The organism is Advenella mimigardefordensis DPN7, from assembly GCF_000521505.1.
Lineage (GTDB): Bacteria > Pseudomonadota > Gammaproteobacteria > Burkholderiales > Burkholderiaceae_B > Advenella > Advenella mimigardefordensis.
Map to the genome: position 1 here is coordinate 1,099,035 of NZ_CP003915.1, position 19,328 is coordinate 1,118,362.

Here is a 19,328-nt window from a genome sequence, read left to right on the forward strand (position 1 = left end):
GTGATATTTCAGGGAAACAGTGCACTCACGCTGGATGCCAAGGGGAGGATGACGATTCCGACCCGGTATCGTGACGCCCTGACCGAGGCCGCAGACGGCGCTCTCACTGTCACCCGCAATTTTGACGGCGGTTTGCTTATATATCCCCGGCCCGTCTGGGAAGAAAAGCGCGAGGCCATCATGGCGTTTCCCATGTCAGCCCGACACGTGCAGCGCATGTTGCTGGGTAATGCTCAGGATGTCGAAATTGATGGTTCAGGCCGGATTCTGATTGCGCCTGAATTGCGCATGGCAACCAGCATCGTGAAAGATGTCGTGCTGGTGGGGATGGGTAAACACTTTGATTTATGGGATGCCACGGTCTTTGCGCAGCAACAGGCGCAGGATCTGGCCAAGGGTCTGCCGGACAGTCTTGAGCATTTTTCACTGTGATGGCAGAAGCAGGATACGAACACAAGTCGGTTTTGTATGAAGAAACCGTCAATGCGCTGGTACTGGCCGATTTTCATGCCAAATCTGCTGCGGTCAGGCAATGGGCAGTACCGGTAAAGCGCGATGGCGTGTTCGTGGATGGAACTTTTGGTCGGGGTGGGCACAGTCGCCTGCTGTTGTCCGCCCTGAGCGAAAGTGCCCGGTTGTTTGTGTTTGACAAGGATCCGCGTGCAATAGAAGCGGCCATGCAGTTAAGTCGCGAAGATGCCAGGGTCACGGTGATTCATGATGGTTTTGCCACCATGGTGCCGGCGCTGGCAGAGCAGGGTGTTACGCAGATCGACGGTGTGATGATGGATTTAGGTGTGTCATCGCCGCAGATTGATGATGCAGCCAGAGGGTTTTCGTTCATGCGGGACGGCCCGCTGGATATGCGGATGGATACAAGTCGTGGTCAGACGGCCGCGCAGTGGCTGGCCCAGGCCAGTGTGGACAACATGAAGGAGGTCATTAAATATTATGGCGAAGAACGGTTTGCTTTCCAGATTGCAAAGGCGATTGATGCTCGCCGCCAATCCAGCCCTTTGTGCACAACGCTCGAACTTGCCGAGCTCGTCGCAAACGTCGTCCGTACGCGGGAAAAAGGCCAGCATCCGGCCACACGTACCTTTCAAGCTATACGGATTCACATCAATGAAGAACTCAAGGAACTGGCGGACACCCTCGCGTCAATTCTGAAGGTACTCGCTCCACAAGGAAGAATGGCGGTGATCAGTTTTCATTCTCTTGAAGACCGGATGGTCAAGCAGTGCTTTGCTGCAGCCTCGTCGCTGCCGCCCGAGCTTGCCCGCATGCCATTGCGTGAGAGTGAAATGCCCGAGCCGGTTCTGAGGAACCTGGGCAGGGTGTTGGCCGAGGAGAGTGAGGTGCGCGATAATCCGCGCTCGCGCTCCGCTGTATTGCGCGTTGCCGAACGCACCGCTGCCGTCTGGAATCAGGCGCACGAGAATGCGATCCGTGCGGCGCTGCCTGGTATGGACACGCAGAAAAGGAGAGGATCGTGGCCCGCCTCGCACTGATGTTTCTGATCGGCTTTTTCATGTACAGCGCCATTTCGCTGGTATCCAGCCGCTATCAGCAACGTTTGCTTTATATCGATATTGGTCGTGCGCAGGCCGCCGAGCGTGAGCTGGAAGTTGACTGGCGTCATCTGCTGCTCGAGCGCGCGCAGCTGACGACCAGCGCCAATATCGACCGGGTGATGTCCGACAAGCTCAGCATGCAGACCCCGCAGATTAATCAAACCGTTTTCATCAAAGAATCAGAAATGAATGCAGGTGCTGCCCGGGCAGCGTCTGTCACGGAAAAATCTGCTGCCACACCGGCGCCAAGGGGAGCGCAATGAAGCTGAATCTGAATTTGTTCAAGTCAAAGAAAACCTCTCGTGGCGGTTACCAGCCGGGTAAGCGTCCGTCTCAGCACCACTACTACAGCAGCAGTCCGGTGCTGCACGTGCAAATACCCAAGTGGCGTGCGCGTTTGCTGTTTGTGGTGATCAGCCTGGGCTTTACCACGGTTATTGCCAAATCGCTTTACCTGCAGACAATGAACAATGATTTTCTGCAGGCCGAGGGCGGCAAGCGCTACGAGCGTACGCTGGTGCTGCCGGCCAGCCGTGGTCGTGTGCTGGATCGCAATGGCGAGTTTCTTGCTACCAGTATTCCTGCCAAGGCAGTATGGGCTTCTCCAGAGGAAACGCGCAGCGCAACCCCCGAGCAGCTGGCGACGCTGGCAAAGCTGCTGGACATGCCGCTGAAGGATTTAACGACGCGTCTGAATAGTTCGGATAAAACCTTTGTTTACCTGCGTCGGCAAGTGGCTATGGAGCCGGCGACTGAAATACAGAAAATGAAAATTCCGGGTATCGGGCTGCTGTCCGAAACCCGTCGCTCCTACCCACAAGGCTCACTGATGGCGCACATCGTGGGCTTTACCAATATCGAAGATCGCGGTATTGAAGGCGTGGAAATGGAGTTTGACAAGCAATTGTCAGGGCAGCCCGGCTTGCGTAAAGTACTGCGTGATCGTCTCGGCCGGATTATTGGCGATATTCAGGAAGTTGAACCTGCCCGCGATGGTCAGAATCTTGAGCTGACCATCGATAGTCGCGTGCAGTTTCTCGTGTCCAGAGCGTTGCAGAAGGCCATTACCGATCACGAAGCCGCTTCCGGTGCCGCCGTGGTGGTTGATACGCAGACGGGTGAAATTCTGTCCATGGTTAGTCTGCCCACTTATAACCCGAACATTCCGCAAGAGCGGCGTGGTGCCGCCTTGCGTAACAGGGCCATTACCGATACGTTTGAGCCTGGTTCCATTGTGAAGCCGCTGGTTGCAGCGCTTGCGCTGGATGCGGGTGCGGTGACCACCAAAACCAAATTCAATACGGGCCACGGCACGTATCGCTATCAGGGCGCCACGATTACCGACGTGAGTACGCGTAACGGTGTGCTGGACGTCGCCGGTATCATTCGTCGCTCCAGTAATATCGGCATGACCATGATTTCCGAGCGCTTGCGCTCAGACCAGATGTGGACTGTATTCAATGCCCTGGGCTTTGGACAGGCGCCTAATATGGGTTTTCCGGGCGCGGCATCCGGACGCGTGCGTCCGTGGGAGCGCTGGCGTCCGATCGAGCGGGCCACCATGGCCTATGGTTACGGTCTGTCAGTATCGCTGCTGCAAATGGCGCATGCATACACCGCGCTGGCCCGCAATGGCGATATGATTTCGCTCTCGCTGGTGAAAAATCGTGCGAATCCCACCAGTATCCAGATTTTCAAACCAGAGACGGCGCGCGCCATGCGCGAGATGCTTGAAGACGCAGCCGGTTCTGAAGGCACTAAAATCCAGGGCAAGGTCATGGGCTACCGTATCGGTGGCAAAAGCGGAACTGCACGTAAAATTGTCAACGGACATTACAGCCGCAAGGACTATCGCGGGTCATTTGTCGCTATGGCGCCGATTTCCAAGCCGCGTATTATCGTGGCCGTCACGCTGGACCAGCCACGCAAGGGTGGCTACTACGGAAGCCTGATTTCCGGTCCGGTGGCGGCTTCCATTATTGAAGATACGCTGAAGTATCTGGCCGTCCCTCCCGATGCGCCGATCGAGCCAGCTCCTCTTGAGGCGCGAAATACCGTACCCAAGAGGAGTCAGGGATGAATAGCGGACAGATCATACAATGGCTTGCCAGCCATGTCACGGATAAAGCGGATTTGCGGCTAGACTCCAGAGACATCCAGAAAGGGGATGTCTTTGTTGCTTGTGCAGGTAGCGTAGTCAACGGGCTTGCCTATATTCCCGACGCCATCACCAAAGGTGCGGCAGCGGTGATCGTTGAGGTGGCCAGTGAAGACCAGCGTCAGGCCGCGCAGGACGCAGAACATGCCGTACCGGTACTGCCGGTAGTTGGCCTGCGTGCGTTGCTGGGCGAGATCGCCGATAGCTGGTACGAACATCCATCGGCAGCGGTATCGGTCCTCGCCGTCACGGGCACGAACGGGAAAACCTCATGCGTTACCTGGATCGCCGAAGCGTTGAACGCTATCGGTAAAGCCTGCGCGACCATTGGGACATTGGGCACAGTGATGCCTGATGGGACAAATCTGGGCGGCTATCTGACAACGCCGGACGTACTCACGCTGCACCGTCAAATTGCGCACATGCGCGATGCGGGTGTGGAATATGTGGCGATGGAAGCCTCATCCATCGGTATTGAACAAGGGCGCATGGACGGCCTGCAGGTCAAAGTGGCCGCTTTTACCAATCTGACGCTGGATCATCTGGATTATCATCAGAGCATGGCGCGTTATGAAGCGGCCAAGGCGGCGTTGTTTGTCTGGCCGGGGCTCAGTCACGCTATTGTGAACGTGGATGACGAGGCTGGTGGGCGCATTTTTGCGTCAACCACGGCACAGGCTAAAGCAGGCTATTCCCTGAAAGCGGCGCCAACAGCAGCGTTCACTGCTATCGAACATGAGTTTCGCGATTACGGTCTGGTGTTTACACTGCGTACGCCGGACGGCGATGCACACCTCACCACGCGTCTGCTGGGCGAGCATTCCATTGCCAATATTCTGCTGGTGGTTGCCGTGCTGGATGCCCTGGGCATCCGTCTGCAGCAAAGTGCCGGGCTGGTCTCATTCCTTGCGCCAGTGCCGGGGCGGTTGCAGACCGTGACACCGGTAGGCACCGACGCGGGTAAAAAGCGCCCGTTGGTTGTGGTCGATTATTCGCATACGCCCGATTCGCTGGAACGCGCCTTGCAGGCCTTGCAACCGGTAGCGGCGGCCCGTGGCGGCCAGTTGCTGTGCATATTCGGTTGCGGGGGCGATCGCGACAAATCCAAGCGTCCGATCATGGGGCAAATTGCTGCGCGCCTGGCCGATCAGGTGCTGGTGACCAGTGATAACCCGCGCACCGAAGCGCCTGACGCGATTCTGAGCGATATTCTTAAGGGGATGCCGCAGGGCTCGCGCGCTGAACCCGATCGTGGCTGCGCAATCGTCGAAATGATACTGAAGGCCTCCGCTGCCGATGTGGTGCTGGTTGCCGGCAAGGGGCACGAGACCTATCAGGAAATTAATCACGAACGTCAGCCATTTGATGATCTGGAGTGGTCACAGCTGGGCCTGCTGCTGCGTGATCGGCCCGCCATTTCTACCGATTCCCGGCATATTCCGGAGAACGGGCTGTTTATTGCGATTCGCGGTGAGTTGCATGATGGGCATGATTTTATCGGTGATGCCCGACAGGCCGGCGCTGCTGCAGCACTGGTCAGCCGCCGGGATCCCGCCGTGGATTTGCCGCAGATTCTGGTCGCTGACACGACCCTGGCCCTGATGAGCATGGGCCATGCCTGGCGTCGTCAATATCGTTTGCCGCTGATTGCCGTGACCGGCAGCAATGGCAAAACCACGACTAAAGAGATGATCTCTAGCGTGCTGGCTGCCGCTGTTGGTCCTGAGCATCGCTTTGCGACCGAGGGTAATTTGAATAACCAGTGGGGTGTGCCGCGCAGTCTGCTTCAATTGACGGCCGACCATCAGATGGCTGTACTGGAACTGGGCATGAATCATCCCGGTGAAATCGAGCAACTGGCGGTCTTGTGTGAGCCAGGTATCGCGGTAGTGACCAATGCCCAGCGCGAACATCAGGAGTTCATGCACACCGTTGAAGCCGTGGCGATCGAAAACGGACAGGTTTTCCTGTCTCTGCCCGCCGACGGAATTGCTGTTTTTCCTGCCGATGAACCCTATACTGAATTATGGCGGGAACTGGCAGGCGCGCGTCGGGTACTCACTTTCGGGCTGACGGCCGACGCTGACTTTTATGCTGAGGCGGTCATTCCCGATCCGCTTGGCATTTCATTTGTCATGAATACGCCTGTCGGGCAGATCGATGTACGCCTGGCGATCGCCGGTCTCCATAACGTGCGTAATAGTCTGGCGGCAGCGGCCTGCGCTCATGCCGCGGGCGTTAGCCTGGCCGATATCCGGGACGGTCTGCAGGCATTTGCCCCGGTCAGGGGAAGAATGCGCAGCCATACCCTGTCAGGTGGCCTGACGCTGGTCGATGACTCGTATAATGCGAATCCGGACTCTGTTATTGCGGCGATCAATGTGCTGGCCCAATTGCCTGCGCCAACCGTTCTGGTTCTGGGCGATATGGCTGAGGTAGGCGAAAATGGGCCGCAAATGCATGAGGAAGTGGGGCAGTACGCCCGTAATAAAGGCATTTCATATGTGTTCACATATGGGAATGCCAGCGCACTGGCTGCGCGGGCTTGTGGGCCGACGGCAGAACATATGACAGATATACATGAAATCGCGGAAAAGGTTGTTGCAAAACAGCCCGCAAGCATACTGGTAAAAGGCTCTAGATCAATGCGGATGGAACGGGTAGTACAGGACTTGCAGTCCTGGTCAGAAAAGAACGAGGCCGGCCATGCTTTATGAACTGACCCGGTGGTTGTCGCCGACATTTTCCGTTCTGAGTGTCTTTGAATATATTACTTTGCGGGCCATGCTTGCCTGCGCAACGGCGCTGTTTATCGGACTGATGGCCGGACCGCATGTCATTCGCAAGCTGACCGAACTGAAAATCGGACAGGCCGTGCGCAGTTACGGCCCGGAAACCCATCTGGTCAAAAACGGTACACCAACCATGGGCGGTGCGCTGATTCTGATCGCAATTGGTATTACGACCGTGTTGTGGGCGGATCTGAGCAATCGATTCGTCTGGGTTGTGCTGCTGGTGACCTTTGGCTTTGGCGCTATCGGCTGGGTCGATGATTATCGCAAGGTGGTATATCGTAATCCCGAAGGGATGTCCTCTCGCGAAAAATTCATGTGGCAGGCCATTATCGGCCTGATTGCCTCTGTGTACCTGACGTTTGCGGTCTCTGCGCCGGCCAATGCCGATATTTTTCGCCTGATGTGGGCCTGGATAAGTAGCGGCTTCAGTATGCCGCTGCCTTCGCGCGCCGACCTGATCGTGCCGTTTTTCAAAAGCGTGAGCTATCCGCTGGGCGTTTTCGGTTTCGTGATGCTGACCTGGATGGTGATTGTCGGGGCCAGTAACGCCGTGAACCTGACCGACGGCCTTGATGGTCTGGCCATTATGCCAACCGTGATGGTCGGCAGTGCGCTGGGTATTTTTGCCTATGTGGTGGGTCGCGTGGATTATTCCAAATACCTGCTGTTCCCCTATATTCCGGGGGCGTCCGAGGTGCTGGTGCTTTGTGCCGCACTGGGCGGCGCCGGTCTGGCCTTCCTTTGGTTCAACGCTTATCCGGCCCAGGTATTCATGGGTGACGTGGGTGCGCTGGCGCTGGGCGGCATGCTGGGTACGATCGCCGTCATCGTGCGTCAGGAAATTGTGCTGTTCATTATGGGCGGTGTATTTGTTGCCGAAACGCTATCGGTCATGATTCAGGTATTCTGGTTCAAATATACGAAGAAAAAAACCGGCACCGGCAGGCGAATATTGCGCATGGCGCCGCTGCATCATCATTTTGAAGTGGGTGGCTGGAAAGAGACCCAGGTGGTTGTTCGTTTCTGGATTATTACAATGATGCTGGTTCTGCTGGGACTGGCGACACTTAAACTGCGATGAGTACCGATACAGGCGGCGTAGCCGATTTCCCATCTCGTGTCCTGATTCTTGGCCTGGGTGAAACCGGGCTGGCCTCGGCATTGTGGTGCCTGCGCCAGAATGCGGCACTGCATATTGTCGATACGCGGGACAACCCGCCCGGCCTGGCGGCGCTTGCCGAACACGGTCAGGGTGATATCACACATTTCCTGGGTGATCAGGCATTCTCGGATGCCGCGCTTGATGGTGTGAAGCAGATTATTCTCAGTCCCGGCCTTGCGCCCTCTGAGCCTGCGCTGGCCGCCTTTCTGGACAAGGCGCAGCAACGACAGATTCCGGTGAGCGGCGAGATCGAACTGTTTGCGCGAGCGCTGACCGATCTTGCCGCGACACAAGGCTATCGGCCGCAGGTGCTGGCCATTACCGGCACCAACGGCAAAACCACCGTTACTTCGCTGACGCAAGCCATGCTGGAGACCGCGGGCAAAACCGCCATTGCAGCCGGCAATATCAGCCCATCGGCGCTGACTGCCCTGATGCAGGCGCTGGACACGCAGACATTGCCGCAGGTGTGGGTGCTGGAATTGTCCAGTTTCCAGATGCAGACGACAACGTCACTGCAGCCGGATGCGGCTACCGTATTGAATCTGACCCAGGACCACCTTGACTGGCATCGCGATATGCAGGAGTACGCTGAGGCCAAGGCGCGTCTGCTGGCTGCCAGTCCAGTGGCTATTGTTAATCGTAATGACGCTGCCGTCGTGGCCATGGTTGAGGATATCAATGATGTTCAGGTGCGCAGCTTTGGTGTTGATGCACCGGTACTGGTGGGCGATACCGGCATGGAAAGCGCACACGGCGTGACCTGGATTACCGCCAGCGAAAAGGATGATTTCGAATTGCCGGAAGCGCCCGGCGCGCGGCGCAGGAAAAATGTCGACAAGCCCAGACGCAAGCCCGGTCTGATCAAGCGCCTGATGCCGGCTGATGCTATGCAAATTCGCGGACAGCACAATATGCTCAATGCCCAGGCCGCGATGCTCCTGTGTCGCGAGCTGGGCGTAGGCTGGGGACCCATGCTGATTACGCTGCGTGAATTTGCTGCCGGCATGTATCGGACTCAGTTTGAACGCAGTATTCGCGGCGTTGACTTTTTCAATGACAGCAAGGGTACCAACGTAGGCGCTACCGTGGCAGCACTTGACGGCATGGGGCGCGACATTGTGCTGATTGCCGGCGGTGTGGGCAAAGGCCAGGATTTTTCTCCGCTGGCCGCGCCCGTGCGGCGCTGTGCCCGCGCTGTGGTGCTGATCGGAGAAGCGGCCGCAGTCATTGAACAGGCGCTGGCGCAAACCGGGGTCACTTGTCACCGTGCCGAGTCGATGGAAGCGGCGGTCAGGCAGGCTCTGGAACTGGCGCAGCAGGGCGACGCAGTGTTGATGTCGCCCGCATGTTCCAGCTTCGATATGTTTAAAAGCTATGCGCATCGCGGTCAGGTGTTTTCTGAGGCCGTGCATGAGCTGGCGCTGGATAACGGAGAAGTGGCATGAGTCTGCTGGGCGATCTGCGAGCAAGCGTCAATGCGGTCAAGCCTGGCCGCACCCGAATGCGTAACTACGATCTGCTGCTGGTCGCAGCGGTTGTAACGCTGTTGATGTTTGGCCTGTTGATGGTGTTTTCAGCCTCGATTGCCCTGGTGGATGGACCGAAGTACTCCAACTCCACTCGCTATTATTTCTTCGTACGCCATGCGATTTTTATCGCCGTTGGCCTGGTTGGGTTCTCGATTACGGTTGCCCTGCCCATGCAGATCTGGGAGAGATTCACCCTCCCGCTGTTTTTCGTGTCGCTGCTGATGCTGGTGCTGGTTCTCATCCCGCATATCGGCAATGAAGTCAATGGTGCGTATCGCTGGATCCCTCTGGGGCCATTGAATTTTCAGCCATCTGAACTGACCAAGCTGGCCATATTGTTGTTTGCCGCCGACTACACGGTGCGTAAGCAGAAGTATATGCACGATTTCTGGCGCGGCTTCGCGCCCATGATGGTGGCGCTGGGTGTAGTCGGTATTCTGTTGTTGCTCGAACCCGATCTGGGCGCCTTTATGGTCAGTGTCTCGATCGCTGTCGGTATTCTCTTTCTGGGCGGCATCAGTGCGATGCTGTTTCTGCTGCTGGTTGTTGTACTGTTAGGCTGCTTTGCATTGCTGATTCTGATGGCACCCTGGCGCGTGAAGCGAATTTTCGCCTATCTGGATCCATTCGATCCCGATACGGTGCAGTCTACCGGTTATCAGCTGGCGCATTCGCTCATTGCCATCGGGCGTGGCGAGTGGTTCGGTGTCGGGCTGGGTTCCAGTGTTGAAAAGCTGCACTATCTGCCTGAAGCGCATACTGATTTCATTATGGCCGTGGTAGGTGAGGAACTGGGTTTTGTCGGCATTATTGCCGTGGTGGTGCTGTTTTTGATTATTGTGCACCGTGGCTTTGAAATCGGCCGGCAGGCCATTGCGATGGATCGCGAGTTCAGTGGTCTGGTGGCGCAGGGCGTGTCTATCTGGATGGGGGTGCAGGCACTGGTCAACCTCGGGGTGTGCCTGGGATTGCTGCCGACCAAGGGTCTGACCTTGCCGCTGGTCAGTTATGGGGGGTCGTCTATTGTGATGAACCTGGTGGCCATCGCGATTCTGATGCGCGTGGACTATGAGAGTCGTCTGATGATGCGGGGTGAGCGCCCCGATCGAAGACCCTTGCGAGAGTATCAATGAAGAGCGAACATTCCGAGTCACGGACGTTACTGGTGATGGCTGGCGGGACCGGCGGGCATATTATGCCCGGTCTGGCTGTGGCCGCGCAGATGCGTGCGCGGGGCTGGAAGGTCGCGTGGCTGGGTAATCCGGACAAAATGGAAGGTCGCCTGGTGCCGGCGGCGGACATTCCGCTGCTGCCCTTGCATTTTGCCGGTTTGCGCGGTAAAGGGCCGGTGGCGCTGGCCAAACTGCCGTTTCTGCTCGGCAAGGCATGCTTGCAGGCGCGCCGCGCTCTTAAGCAGTGTCAGCCAGCGGTTGTGCTGGGTATGGGCGGTTATGTTGCTGTCCCGGGCGGTCTGATGGCGCGGGTGGCCAATATTCCGCTGGTAATTCATGAACAGAATGCCGTCGCCGGTACAGCCAACCGATGGCTTGCTAAAATGTCGGCTTTCGTATTGACGGGTTTTCCAGACGTGTTGCCCGGCGGGCAGATGGTGGGCAATCCTGTGCGCAGTGAGCTGGTTAATACGCCAGCGCCCGACGTGCGCTATGGTGCGCGTCAAGGCGTTTTGCGTATTCTGGTGGTGGGCGGCAGTTTGGGGGCACAGGCTCTCAATACCGTGGTGCCCGCCGCCATGGCGCTGATTGCGCCCGGGCAACGACCACAGATTATGCACCAGGCCGGAGAACAGCATATTGCCAGCCTTCGGGACGCGTATAAGCAGGCCAATGTCAGCGCGGAATGCCTGCCGTTTATTGATGATATGGTAACGGCCATGATGTCTGCCGACCTGATTATCTGCCGTGCCGGTGCCATGACCGTGGCCGAAGTGGCTGCGGTGGGCGTAGCTGCGCTGTTTGTGCCGTTGCCTCATGCCATTGATGACCATCAGACGGCAAATGCGGCATGGCTGACCAGCCAGAACGCGGCCTGGGCGCAGCCTCAGCGCGAATTTACCGCTGCCTGGCTGGCCCAATGGATTCAAAGTCGTACGCGTGATCAATTGATGCAGACCGCAAGGGCTGCCAGGGCCTGCGCCCGAACGCAGGCCACGGAGGCCATTGCGGATATTTGCGAGCGCGCGAGCGCAGGAAAAACATGAAACATCGGATTAGACATATTCACTTCGTTGGTATCGGCGGCTCAGGTATGAGCGGTATAGCCGAAGTGCTGGTGAATCTCGGCTATAAAGTCAGCGGTTCCGATCTGCAGGAGTCGGCGGTGACACGTCGCCTGGCAGAGCTGGGGGCGCAGATTTTTATCGGCCATCACGCCGAAAACGTCGGCGAGGCAGACGCCATTGTTACATCTACTGCCGTAGCCAATAGCAATCCTGAAGTGCTGACGGCCCGGGCCAAACGGATTCCGGTGGTGCCACGTGCCATTATGCTGGCAGAGTTGATGCGCCTGAAGCGCGGCATTGCCATTGCCGGCACACACGGCAAGACGACCACGACCAGCCTGGTGGCCAGCGTGCTGGCCGCCGCCGGCCTGGATCCCACTTTTGTTATCGGTGGCCGCTTAAACTCTGCCGGTGCCAATGCACGCCTGGGGCAGGGTGAATATATTGTGGTCGAGGCGGACGAATCCGATGCCTCGTTCCTGAATCTGTTGCCGGTCATGTCCATCATTACCAATATCGATGCAGATCATATGGATACGTATGGTCACGACATGACACGCCTGAAAAGCGCCTTCGTTGAATTTACCCAGCGCATGCCGTTCTACGGCAGTGCCATCGTGTGTGTCGACGACAGCAACGTTCGCAACATTATTCCGTTTATCTCCCGCCCACTGGTTACTTATGGTTTTGGCGAAGAAGCGATGTTCCGTGCAGTCAACGTGCAGGCGCGGGAAACGCGCATGGCGTTCACCGTTGAGCGGCGGGTTACGCCCGCTAAGCGCTTGCCGGATCTGGACATCGTGCTCAATCTGCCGGGGCGTCACAATGTACTGAATTCACTGGCCGCCATTGCGGTAGCAACAGAGCTGGAGCTGGCCGACGAGGATATCGTCAGCGCCCTGGCTGGCTTTAATGGTGTTGGTCGCCGCTTTTCCTACACGGGCGATTTTGCCGTACCGCAGGCTCATGGCGGCGGCACCTATACGCTGATTGATGACTACGCGCATCACCCGATCGAAATGGCCGCAACGGTTGATGCCGCTCGCGGGGCCTGGCCTGAACGTCGGCTGGTGCTGGCGTTTCAGCCTCATCGCTACACACGGACCCGTGATTGTTTCGAAGACTTTGTCAATGTGCTCAGTCGCGCTGATGCTGTGCTGCTAAGTGAAGTGTACTCTGCCGGTGAGCAACCCATTGTGGCGGCTGACGGCCGTGCCCTGACGCGCGCCTTGCGCGTGGCGGGCAAGGTTGAGCCGATATTTGTCGAAGACATTGCCGAACTGCCGCAGACCATCACCGACTTTGTGCGTGATGGCGATGTCGTGATTGTCATGGGCGCGGGGTCGATCAATAAAGTGCCGGGGCAACTGGGGGAACGCAATGCGTAATGAATTTGGCAGGGTTGGTGTCCTGTATGGTGGCCAGTCTGCGGAACGGCCGGTGTCACTGGTTTCCGGTAAGGGTGTCCATGAGGCCCTGATCAGCAAAGGCGTTGACGCTCATCTGTTCGATACAGCCGAGCATTCCCTGGCGGAACTGGCTGCGGCTGGTTTTGATCGTGTTTTCATTGCCCTGCACGGACGCTACGGTGAAGACGGCGCGCTGCAGGGGGCGCTGGAGTTGCTGGGTATTCCCTATACCGGGAGCGGCGTGATGGCGTCCGGGCTGGCCATGGATAAAATCATGACCAAGCGCATCTGGATCGAACAGGGGATTCCGACCGCGCCCTATTGTCAGGTACGCACCCGCGACGATATGGATGAGGCTGCCCGGCAACTGGGCTACCCCTTTATCCTTAAGGCGCCGCACGAAGGCTCGACCCTGGGCCTGAGCAAAGTGACCGGTCCCCAGGATCTGTTCGTGGCCTTTGACGACGTATCGCGGTTTGACAGTGAACTGCTGGCTGAAAAATTCGTGGTGGGACGCGAACTGACTGTTGCTATTCTGGGTAAGGGCGACACCGCACGTGCGTTTCCGATCATCGAAATCGTCGCGCCTGATGGCAAATACGATTTCGAGCACAAGTATGTTTCGGATGAGACGCAGTACCATTGCCCGGCCGATCTGCCCGAGGATCTGGCCGCCAGCATCCGGCAAACCTGCGAAAAGGCATTTGCTGCCGTTGGTTGTGAGGGTTGGGGCCGGGTAGACGTGATGCTGGATCGCGACAACCGTTATTTTCTGCTGGAAATCAATACATCGCCCGGCATGACGCCGCACTCGCTGGTACCCATGGGCGCCAAAGCCGAAGGCGTGAGTTATGCTGATTTGTGCGTGCAGATCCTGGCGCAGGCCAGTTGCAAGATCCAGCGCACGCAACCCGTGACGGAGTCGGCCCTGTAAATGATTACGCCAAGCGCCCGTATTACCAATTTTATCGCTAACCTGATTATGCTGTTGGCGGTCGTGGTAATGCTTGGCGCCGGCGGCTACTGGCTGATTCATCGGCCCATGTTCAATCTGAGCCGCATTGTGATTGAGCCAATGAAGGGCAATAAGCTGGAGTATGTGTCGCCGGCCAGTATTCAGCAGACGATTGCGGGCAAATTGCAGGGTAATTTCTTCACCATCAATCTGCCGGAAGCGAAAAAACTGTTTGAGCAATCGCCCTGGGTGCGCCATGCCGATATCACCCGCGTCTGGCCCGATGGTTTGTTGCTCAAGATTGAGGAGCAGGAGCCGTTTGCGTACTGGAATGAGCGGCAGATGATCAATACCTGGGGCGAGGTCTTTACTGCCAATCAGGCGGAGTTGCCTGAGGATGCGGATTTACCACAGTTTAACGGGCCGGCCGGATCTGAAATGCTGGTGGTACAGCGTTATGCCGAGCTGGTGCGCTGGCTGGCACCGCTTAATTTGGGTGTAGATGAGATTACGCTTAGTGATCGCTATGCATGGCGTGTAGAATTGAACGATAATACCAAACTGGTATTGGGCAGGGACCCTGGGGCCGATGCACTAAACCCACATGGCGGGCAGGGTGCGGTATCATTCGCATCTACGATTGAACGTTTTGTTCAGGCGTGGCCTGTTTTAAAAGAAAAGGTAGGTGGCCGGCAGATTGCACAGGTGGACTTGCGTTATACCAAAGGTTTTGCCATCACCTTCGAGCCGGCAGCGACAACACAATCGGATAGTAAAGAGAAAAAATGACTCGTGACCTAAAGGACCTCATCGTTGCTTTAGACATAGGCACCAGCAAAGTGGTGGCAGTGGTGGCTGAAGCGTTGCCTGAAGAAGGGCGCTTTGAAGTAATCGGGCTTGGACAGCACGAATCCAAGGGCATGCGCAAAGGTGTCGTGGTTAATATTGAATCCACGGTCAATTCCATTCAGCGCGCCCTGGAAGAGGCTGAGCTGATGGCCGATTGCAAAATCCGTGAAGTGTATACGGGCATTGCCGGCAACCACATTACCAGCTTCAACTCCAGCGGTATGGTGGCGGTCAAGGACAAGGAAGTGTCGGAAGCCGATGTGGCGCGCGTGATTGAAACCGCCAAGGCCGTCAACATTCCAACCGATCATCAGGTGCTGCATGTGCTGACCCAGCAGTTTATCGTTGATTCTCAGGAAGATATCCGCCAGCCTGTCGGCATGAGCGGCATTCGGCTGGAAGTGCGCGTGCATATTGTGACCGGTGCGGTCAGCGCTGCGCAGAACATTGTCAAATGCGTCCGTCGTTGCGGGCTGGAAGTGCAGGACCTGATTTTACAGCCGCTGGCCTCGTCCATGGTTTGCCTGACCAATGATGAAAAGGAACTCGGCGTTGTGCTGGTCGATATCGGCGCCGGCACCACCGACATCGCCATTTTCACCGGTGGCGCCATTCGTCACACCACCGTACTGCCGGTATCGGGCGATCAGGTAACCAGCGATATTGCGGCCATGCTGCGCACGCCGACACCCGACGCCGAAGAGATCAAATTGCGTTACGGGATTGCCAAGCAGGTACTGGCCAATCCCGATGAACTGATTGAAGTGCCCGGTCTGGGCGACCGCGATGTGCGCCGTGTCAAGCGACAAACGCTGGGCGCCGTCATCGAGCCACGTATCGAAGAGCTGTTCATGATGGTGCAACAGGTTGTGCGTGACTCAGGCTACGAAGATCTGATTGCTTCGGGTGTGGTGTTGACTGGCGGTACTGCACTCATGCCCGGTATTGTCGAACTGGCCGAAGATGTCTTTCTCAAGCCGGTGCGCGTTGCTGTTCCCGACTACCGCGGCAGTCTTGCCGACATGGTGCGCAACCCGCGGTTTTCCACCGTCATGGGCTTGTTAACCGAAGCGCGTGTACAGCGTTTGCGCGGCGGTAAAATTAAGCAACAAAATGGCACGCTAAAAGATATCATTTCCCGCATGAAAGAGTGGTTTATGAATTAGAATACACAATAGGCTGGAACATTTGTTCCGGCCGTAGCCGCAAGGGACGTGTTTCATGTCCCTTATGGTGTTTTTACGGTGATGTGTTAACGCAAAGGCAGCGGTAACATAGCACTATGACCGCAGAGCAGTTAAGTAGCACGCAGTTGTAGACAAGACCGCCAGGCAGGGCGGAATCAACTGCCATACAATGGCCGGGCAGGTGGCCATGGAGACGGTTCAAGTACGATGCGAGACAGGCGCTGGCATTGTTTTTGAGACGGTTTCCGAAAAACGCAGTGGCACTTTTCGTTAATACGTTTCGGAATACAGGAGTTGGGAATATGGACTTTCAATTATTGGACGATAGCAGTAACAGCGGTACCGTGATCAAGGTGATCGGGGTGGGCGGCGCAGGTGGCAATGCCATTTCACACATGATGCGGGCCGGTCTTAAGGGTGTGGATTTTATCTGCGCAAACACAGATATGCAGGCGCTGATCGCGACCGAAGCGCCGGTTCAGATTCGTCTGGGTCGTAGCGGTTTGGGCGCCGGTGCCAAACCTGAACAGGGTCGTGCTGCAGCAGAAACGGCTCGTGAAGAAATTCGCGCCGCGCTCAATGGCGCAAATATGGTCTTCATTACTGCCGGTATGGGCGGTGGTACAGGGACGGGCGCAGGTCCCGTAGTGGCTGAAGTGGCCAAGGAACTGGGTATCCTTACCGTTGGTGTTGTCACAAAACCTTTTTCCTTCGAAGGCACTAAACGATTGCGCGCTGCCGAAGAAGGCATTGCCGATTTGTCCAAACACGTTCATTCCCTGATCGTGGTACTGAACGAAAAGCTGTATGAACTGATGGGTGACGATGCTTCTCAGGACGACTGCTTCAAGGAAGCCGATAACGTGCTGTACAACGCCTGCGCAGGTATTGCAGAAATCATCAATGTCCAGGGTAATATCAACGTCGACTTCGAAGACGTGAAAACCATTATGGGCGAACATGGCCAGGCAATGATGGGTACTGCCGTCGCTTCCGGCGCCGACCGTGCGCGTATCGCTGCAGAAAATGCGATCGCCTGCCCGCTGCTCGAAGGTGTGGATCTGAACGGTGCACGTGGCCTGCTGGTCAACATTACCGCCAGCCGTTCACTCAAAATGAGCGAAACCCGTCTGATCAACGAAATCATCAGCAGCTATGCCGCCAAAGATGCCACTATTATTGTTGGTAGCGCCTATGATGATGAGATGGCCGACGAACTGCGCGTGACCGTTGTGGCTACCGGTCTGGGTCGCAAGCAGCCGGAACTGGTTGTCAATAACGGTGCCGATGTCGAGTTTGAAGCATTAACGGGAACGCACGGCGGCAACACCGATCTGTACGGTGGCAGCTTCCTGAATCAGCCTAGCGGTGGCCGTGCGCCCGTACCGCCTACCGTGATTCGTTCTGGTCGTGGTGGTGCGGCTGCGCCTAACAAGGCACAGTTTGAACAGCAGGTTCGTGCAATGGAATCGTCTGGTGTCGAGCGTTTCGACATCCCGGCTTTCCTGCGTAAACAAGCCGACTGATCGCGGTTTTCTTCCCAACATGGTGTCCGGGCCGCTGCCCGGTCCGGACCCGTTCGCTCCCTGAAAACGGCGTCAGTCATAAAAAACGCCTCTTCTGAACTGCGCCCTGAACTGCACCCCAAAAGTTGGACATTGATCCAGCCCCTGGGGTGTTTTTTATGGAAAGGCCTGTCAGATTTCAGACGCCAATTGAAACAGTTTTGCTGCCAATCGGCGGCTTTTAAGCGCAAATCAGAGTAAAATACTCGGAAACGTCACGTGTCAGCCGACATTATGCATTGAAGCCTGGCTTTGGCAGCCCGGTACGGGCAGCAAACCCGCTCCAGTGCAGCGGTTCCAGGGCAATGGGACGCCATTTGTTTCGGCCACATTAGTTACCCTTGATCCTATTGTCGCAGGCTGCCACTAACGCGGCTGCGCGTTGTGCTTGCCACAAGTACGGTGGATGGCACCTTGTTTATGACGGTTCCCGCCATGCATCAGGTCGCCTGCCCCCATTTCTGGTGAAGGTGCACGGCCAGTCCAGACATCCATCAAGGGTGCTCCCATGAACATAGTTACATTTTTGTAAGTTGAGAATACGATGCTACGACAAAGAACCATTAAGAATCTGGTGAAAACCACCGGCGTCGGCGTGCATTCAGGTCGCAGGGTTGAAATTACATTACGGCCTGCTCAAGCCAACACGGGTATTATTTTCCATCGGGTCGATACGCCCGAGGTGGTGGACCTGCCGGCAGCGGCGGACAAGGTAGGCGATACCCGGATGGCTTCGGTATTGCAGAACGGCAATGTGCGTGTGTCTACCGTAGAACACCTCATGTCAGCGCTGGCCGGCCTGGGTATTGACAATATTCACGTTGATTTGAATGCCGAAGAAGTGCCTATTATGGATGGCAGCGCAGGCACGTTTGTGTACCTGCTGCGCTCGGCTGGTATCCAGGAGCAGGAGGCGCCCAAGCGCTTTTTGCGCGTCCTGAAAACCGTAGAAGTGCACGAAGGCGAAGGGGAAAATGCAAAATGGGCCCGTCTGGAGCCCTATGCCGGCTTTGCGCTGGCCTTTTCTATCAATTTTCACCACCCGGCCATCGATTCGACTGCCAGTTTTGCTGAAGTGGACTTTGCGCGTGATTCTTACACACGGGAAATTGCCCGCGCCCGTACTTTCGGTTTTGCCCAGGAAGTGGAAGCCCTGCGCGCCCATGGTCTGGCACGGGGTGGTAGTCTGGACAACGCCATTGTGATGGATGAGTTCCGCATTCTGAATGCGGACGGCCTGCGTTACGATGACGAGTTCGTCAAGCACAAGATTCTGGACGCCATTGGCGACCTGTATCTGATCGGTCATCCGCTGCTGGCCCGTTATGTGGCCTGCAAATCCGGCCATGCGTTAAATAACAAGCTGGCGCGTACGCTGCTGGCGCAGCCGGATGCGTATGAGATCATTACCTATGATTCGGCAGCCGCTGCGGCCGATGCAGTTAGTCAGGACTGGCGTCTGGCCTGATTCTTTTCCAGAATCCGGGCCAGCGTCTCAGCCAGTTGCTGGTTATCCGTGCTTTGTTGCAGTTCAAGCAGGGCACCACGCGCCTGCTCACCCAGCGCGTGTCTGGTGTTTGGGGCAGCAGCAGCCGTCGTTGAAACGCTGCTTCTGAGCCCGGCCTGGATTTTTATGCGGATTTGATCCACCCGTTGCCCTTTTGCGACCAGCAGCTGATGTATAGTTGTGGTCAATTGTCGGATTTTTGCTGCGTGGGCAGCGCTGGGAACGGCAATAATCAGTGTGCCGTTATCCAGCCCCACCACGCGACACGCATGACCCACGGGAAGTTGCAGTGCCTGCGCGATCAGTCCCTGTATCAGGTTGAACTGTTCTGCGGTTTCCAGCAACCGGCCCCGGCGGGCGTCATGTTCCAACCAATTTGCGGCCGTTTTACCTTCG

General features: G+C 56.8%; 16 protein-coding genes. 15 read left to right on the forward strand and 1 reads right to left on the reverse strand.

The annotated features are described in order from the left end of the window. Positions 1-3: 3 nt before the first annotated feature. The 15 genes from mraZ (at position 4) to lpxC (ending at position 18,893) form a co-directional block, all read left to right on the forward strand. Entirely contained in the window at positions 4-432 is a 429-nt protein-coding gene (gene mraZ, locus MIM_RS05025) for a division/cell wall cluster transcriptional repressor MraZ (protein ID WP_025371675.1), read from the forward strand. Beyond that, complete coding sequence (gene rsmH, locus MIM_RS05030) at positions 432-1,511, forward strand: 16S rRNA (cytosine(1402)-N(4))-methyltransferase RsmH (RefSeq protein WP_025371676.1); 1,080 nt, start codon at positions 432-434, stop codon at positions 1,509-1,511. The genes mraZ and rsmH overlap by 1 nt, the downstream gene beginning before the upstream one ends. Continuing rightward, positions 1,493-1,837 carry a cell division protein FtsL gene (gene ftsL, locus MIM_RS05035; protein WP_025371677.1) on the forward strand — a complete coding sequence of 115 codons (345 nt, stop codon included), beginning with the start codon at positions 1,493-1,495 and terminating at the stop codon, positions 1,835-1,837. The genes rsmH and ftsL overlap by 19 nt, the downstream gene beginning before the upstream one ends. Then, on the forward strand, positions 1,834-3,654 hold the full coding sequence (locus MIM_RS05040) for a peptidoglycan D,D-transpeptidase FtsI family protein (protein ID WP_025371678.1): 1,821 nt from the start codon (positions 1,834-1,836) through the stop codon (positions 3,652-3,654). Before ftsL ends, MIM_RS05040 begins: the two co-directional genes overlap by 4 nt. After that, on the forward strand, positions 3,651-6,449 hold the full coding sequence (murF, locus tag MIM_RS05045) for a bifunctional UDP-N-acetylmuramoyl-L-alanyl-D-glutamate--2,6-diaminopimelate ligase MurE/UDP-N-acetylmuramoyl-tripeptide--D-alanyl-D-alanine ligase MurF (protein WP_025371679.1): 2,799 nt from the start codon (positions 3,651-3,653) through the stop codon (positions 6,447-6,449). The genes MIM_RS05040 and murF overlap by 4 nt, the downstream gene beginning before the upstream one ends. Beyond that, positions 6,439-7,608 carry a phospho-N-acetylmuramoyl-pentapeptide-transferase gene (gene mraY / locus MIM_RS05050; protein WP_025371680.1) on the forward strand — a complete coding sequence of 390 codons (1,170 nt, stop codon included), beginning with the start codon at positions 6,439-6,441 and terminating at the stop codon, positions 7,606-7,608. Before murF ends, mraY begins: the two co-directional genes overlap by 11 nt. After that, positions 7,605-9,137 (forward strand): UDP-N-acetylmuramoyl-L-alanine--D-glutamate ligase, encoded by a 1,533-nt coding sequence (gene murD / locus MIM_RS05055; protein ID WP_025371681.1) that lies wholly within the window; start codon positions 7,605-7,607, stop codon positions 9,135-9,137. Before mraY ends, murD begins: the two co-directional genes overlap by 4 nt. Further along, on the forward strand, positions 9,134-10,354 hold the full coding sequence (ftsW, locus tag MIM_RS05060; protein WP_025371682.1) for a putative lipid II flippase FtsW: 1,221 nt from the start codon (positions 9,134-9,136) through the stop codon (positions 10,352-10,354). Before murD ends, ftsW begins: the two co-directional genes overlap by 4 nt. Next, complete coding sequence (murG, locus tag MIM_RS05065; RefSeq protein ID WP_025371683.1) at positions 10,351-11,439, forward strand: undecaprenyldiphospho-muramoylpentapeptide beta-N-acetylglucosaminyltransferase; 1,089 nt, start codon at positions 10,351-10,353, stop codon at positions 11,437-11,439. Before ftsW ends, murG begins: the two co-directional genes overlap by 4 nt. Beyond that, positions 11,436-12,848 carry a UDP-N-acetylmuramate--L-alanine ligase gene (murC, locus tag MIM_RS05070; protein ID WP_025371684.1) on the forward strand — a complete coding sequence of 471 codons (1,413 nt, stop codon included), beginning with the start codon at positions 11,436-11,438 and terminating at the stop codon, positions 12,846-12,848. The genes murG and murC overlap by 4 nt, the downstream gene beginning before the upstream one ends. Then, a complete protein-coding gene (locus MIM_RS05075) occupies positions 12,841-13,803 on the forward strand; it encodes a D-alanine--D-alanine ligase (RefSeq protein ID WP_025371685.1) in 963 nt (320 codons plus the stop codon). Before murC ends, MIM_RS05075 begins: the two co-directional genes overlap by 8 nt. Beyond that, positions 13,804-14,613, forward strand: a complete 810-nt coding sequence (locus tag MIM_RS05080; RefSeq protein WP_025371686.1) for a cell division protein FtsQ/DivIB — start codon at positions 13,804-13,806, stop codon at positions 14,611-14,613. Continuing rightward, positions 14,610-15,839, forward strand: a complete 1,230-nt coding sequence (gene ftsA, locus MIM_RS05085) for a cell division protein FtsA (RefSeq protein ID WP_025371687.1) — start codon at positions 14,610-14,612, stop codon at positions 15,837-15,839. Before MIM_RS05080 ends, ftsA begins: the two co-directional genes overlap by 4 nt. A 323-nt stretch (positions 15,840-16,162) precedes the next feature. Further along, positions 16,163-17,386, forward strand: a complete 1,224-nt coding sequence (gene ftsZ, locus MIM_RS05090; RefSeq protein ID WP_025371688.1) for a cell division protein FtsZ — start codon at positions 16,163-16,165, stop codon at positions 17,384-17,386. A gap of 583 nt (positions 17,387-17,969) precedes the next feature. After that, a complete protein-coding gene (gene lpxC / locus MIM_RS05095; protein WP_025371689.1) occupies positions 17,970-18,893 on the forward strand; it encodes a UDP-3-O-acyl-N-acetylglucosamine deacetylase in 924 nt (307 codons plus the stop codon). Here the strand turns inward: lpxC and MIM_RS22000 are convergent. After that, positions 18,872-19,303 (reverse strand): DciA family protein, encoded by a 432-nt coding sequence (locus MIM_RS22000; RefSeq protein ID WP_158318694.1) that lies wholly within the window; start codon positions 19,301-19,303, stop codon positions 18,872-18,874. The genes lpxC and MIM_RS22000 overlap by 22 nt on opposite strands. Positions 19,304-19,328: the final 25 nt, after the last annotated feature.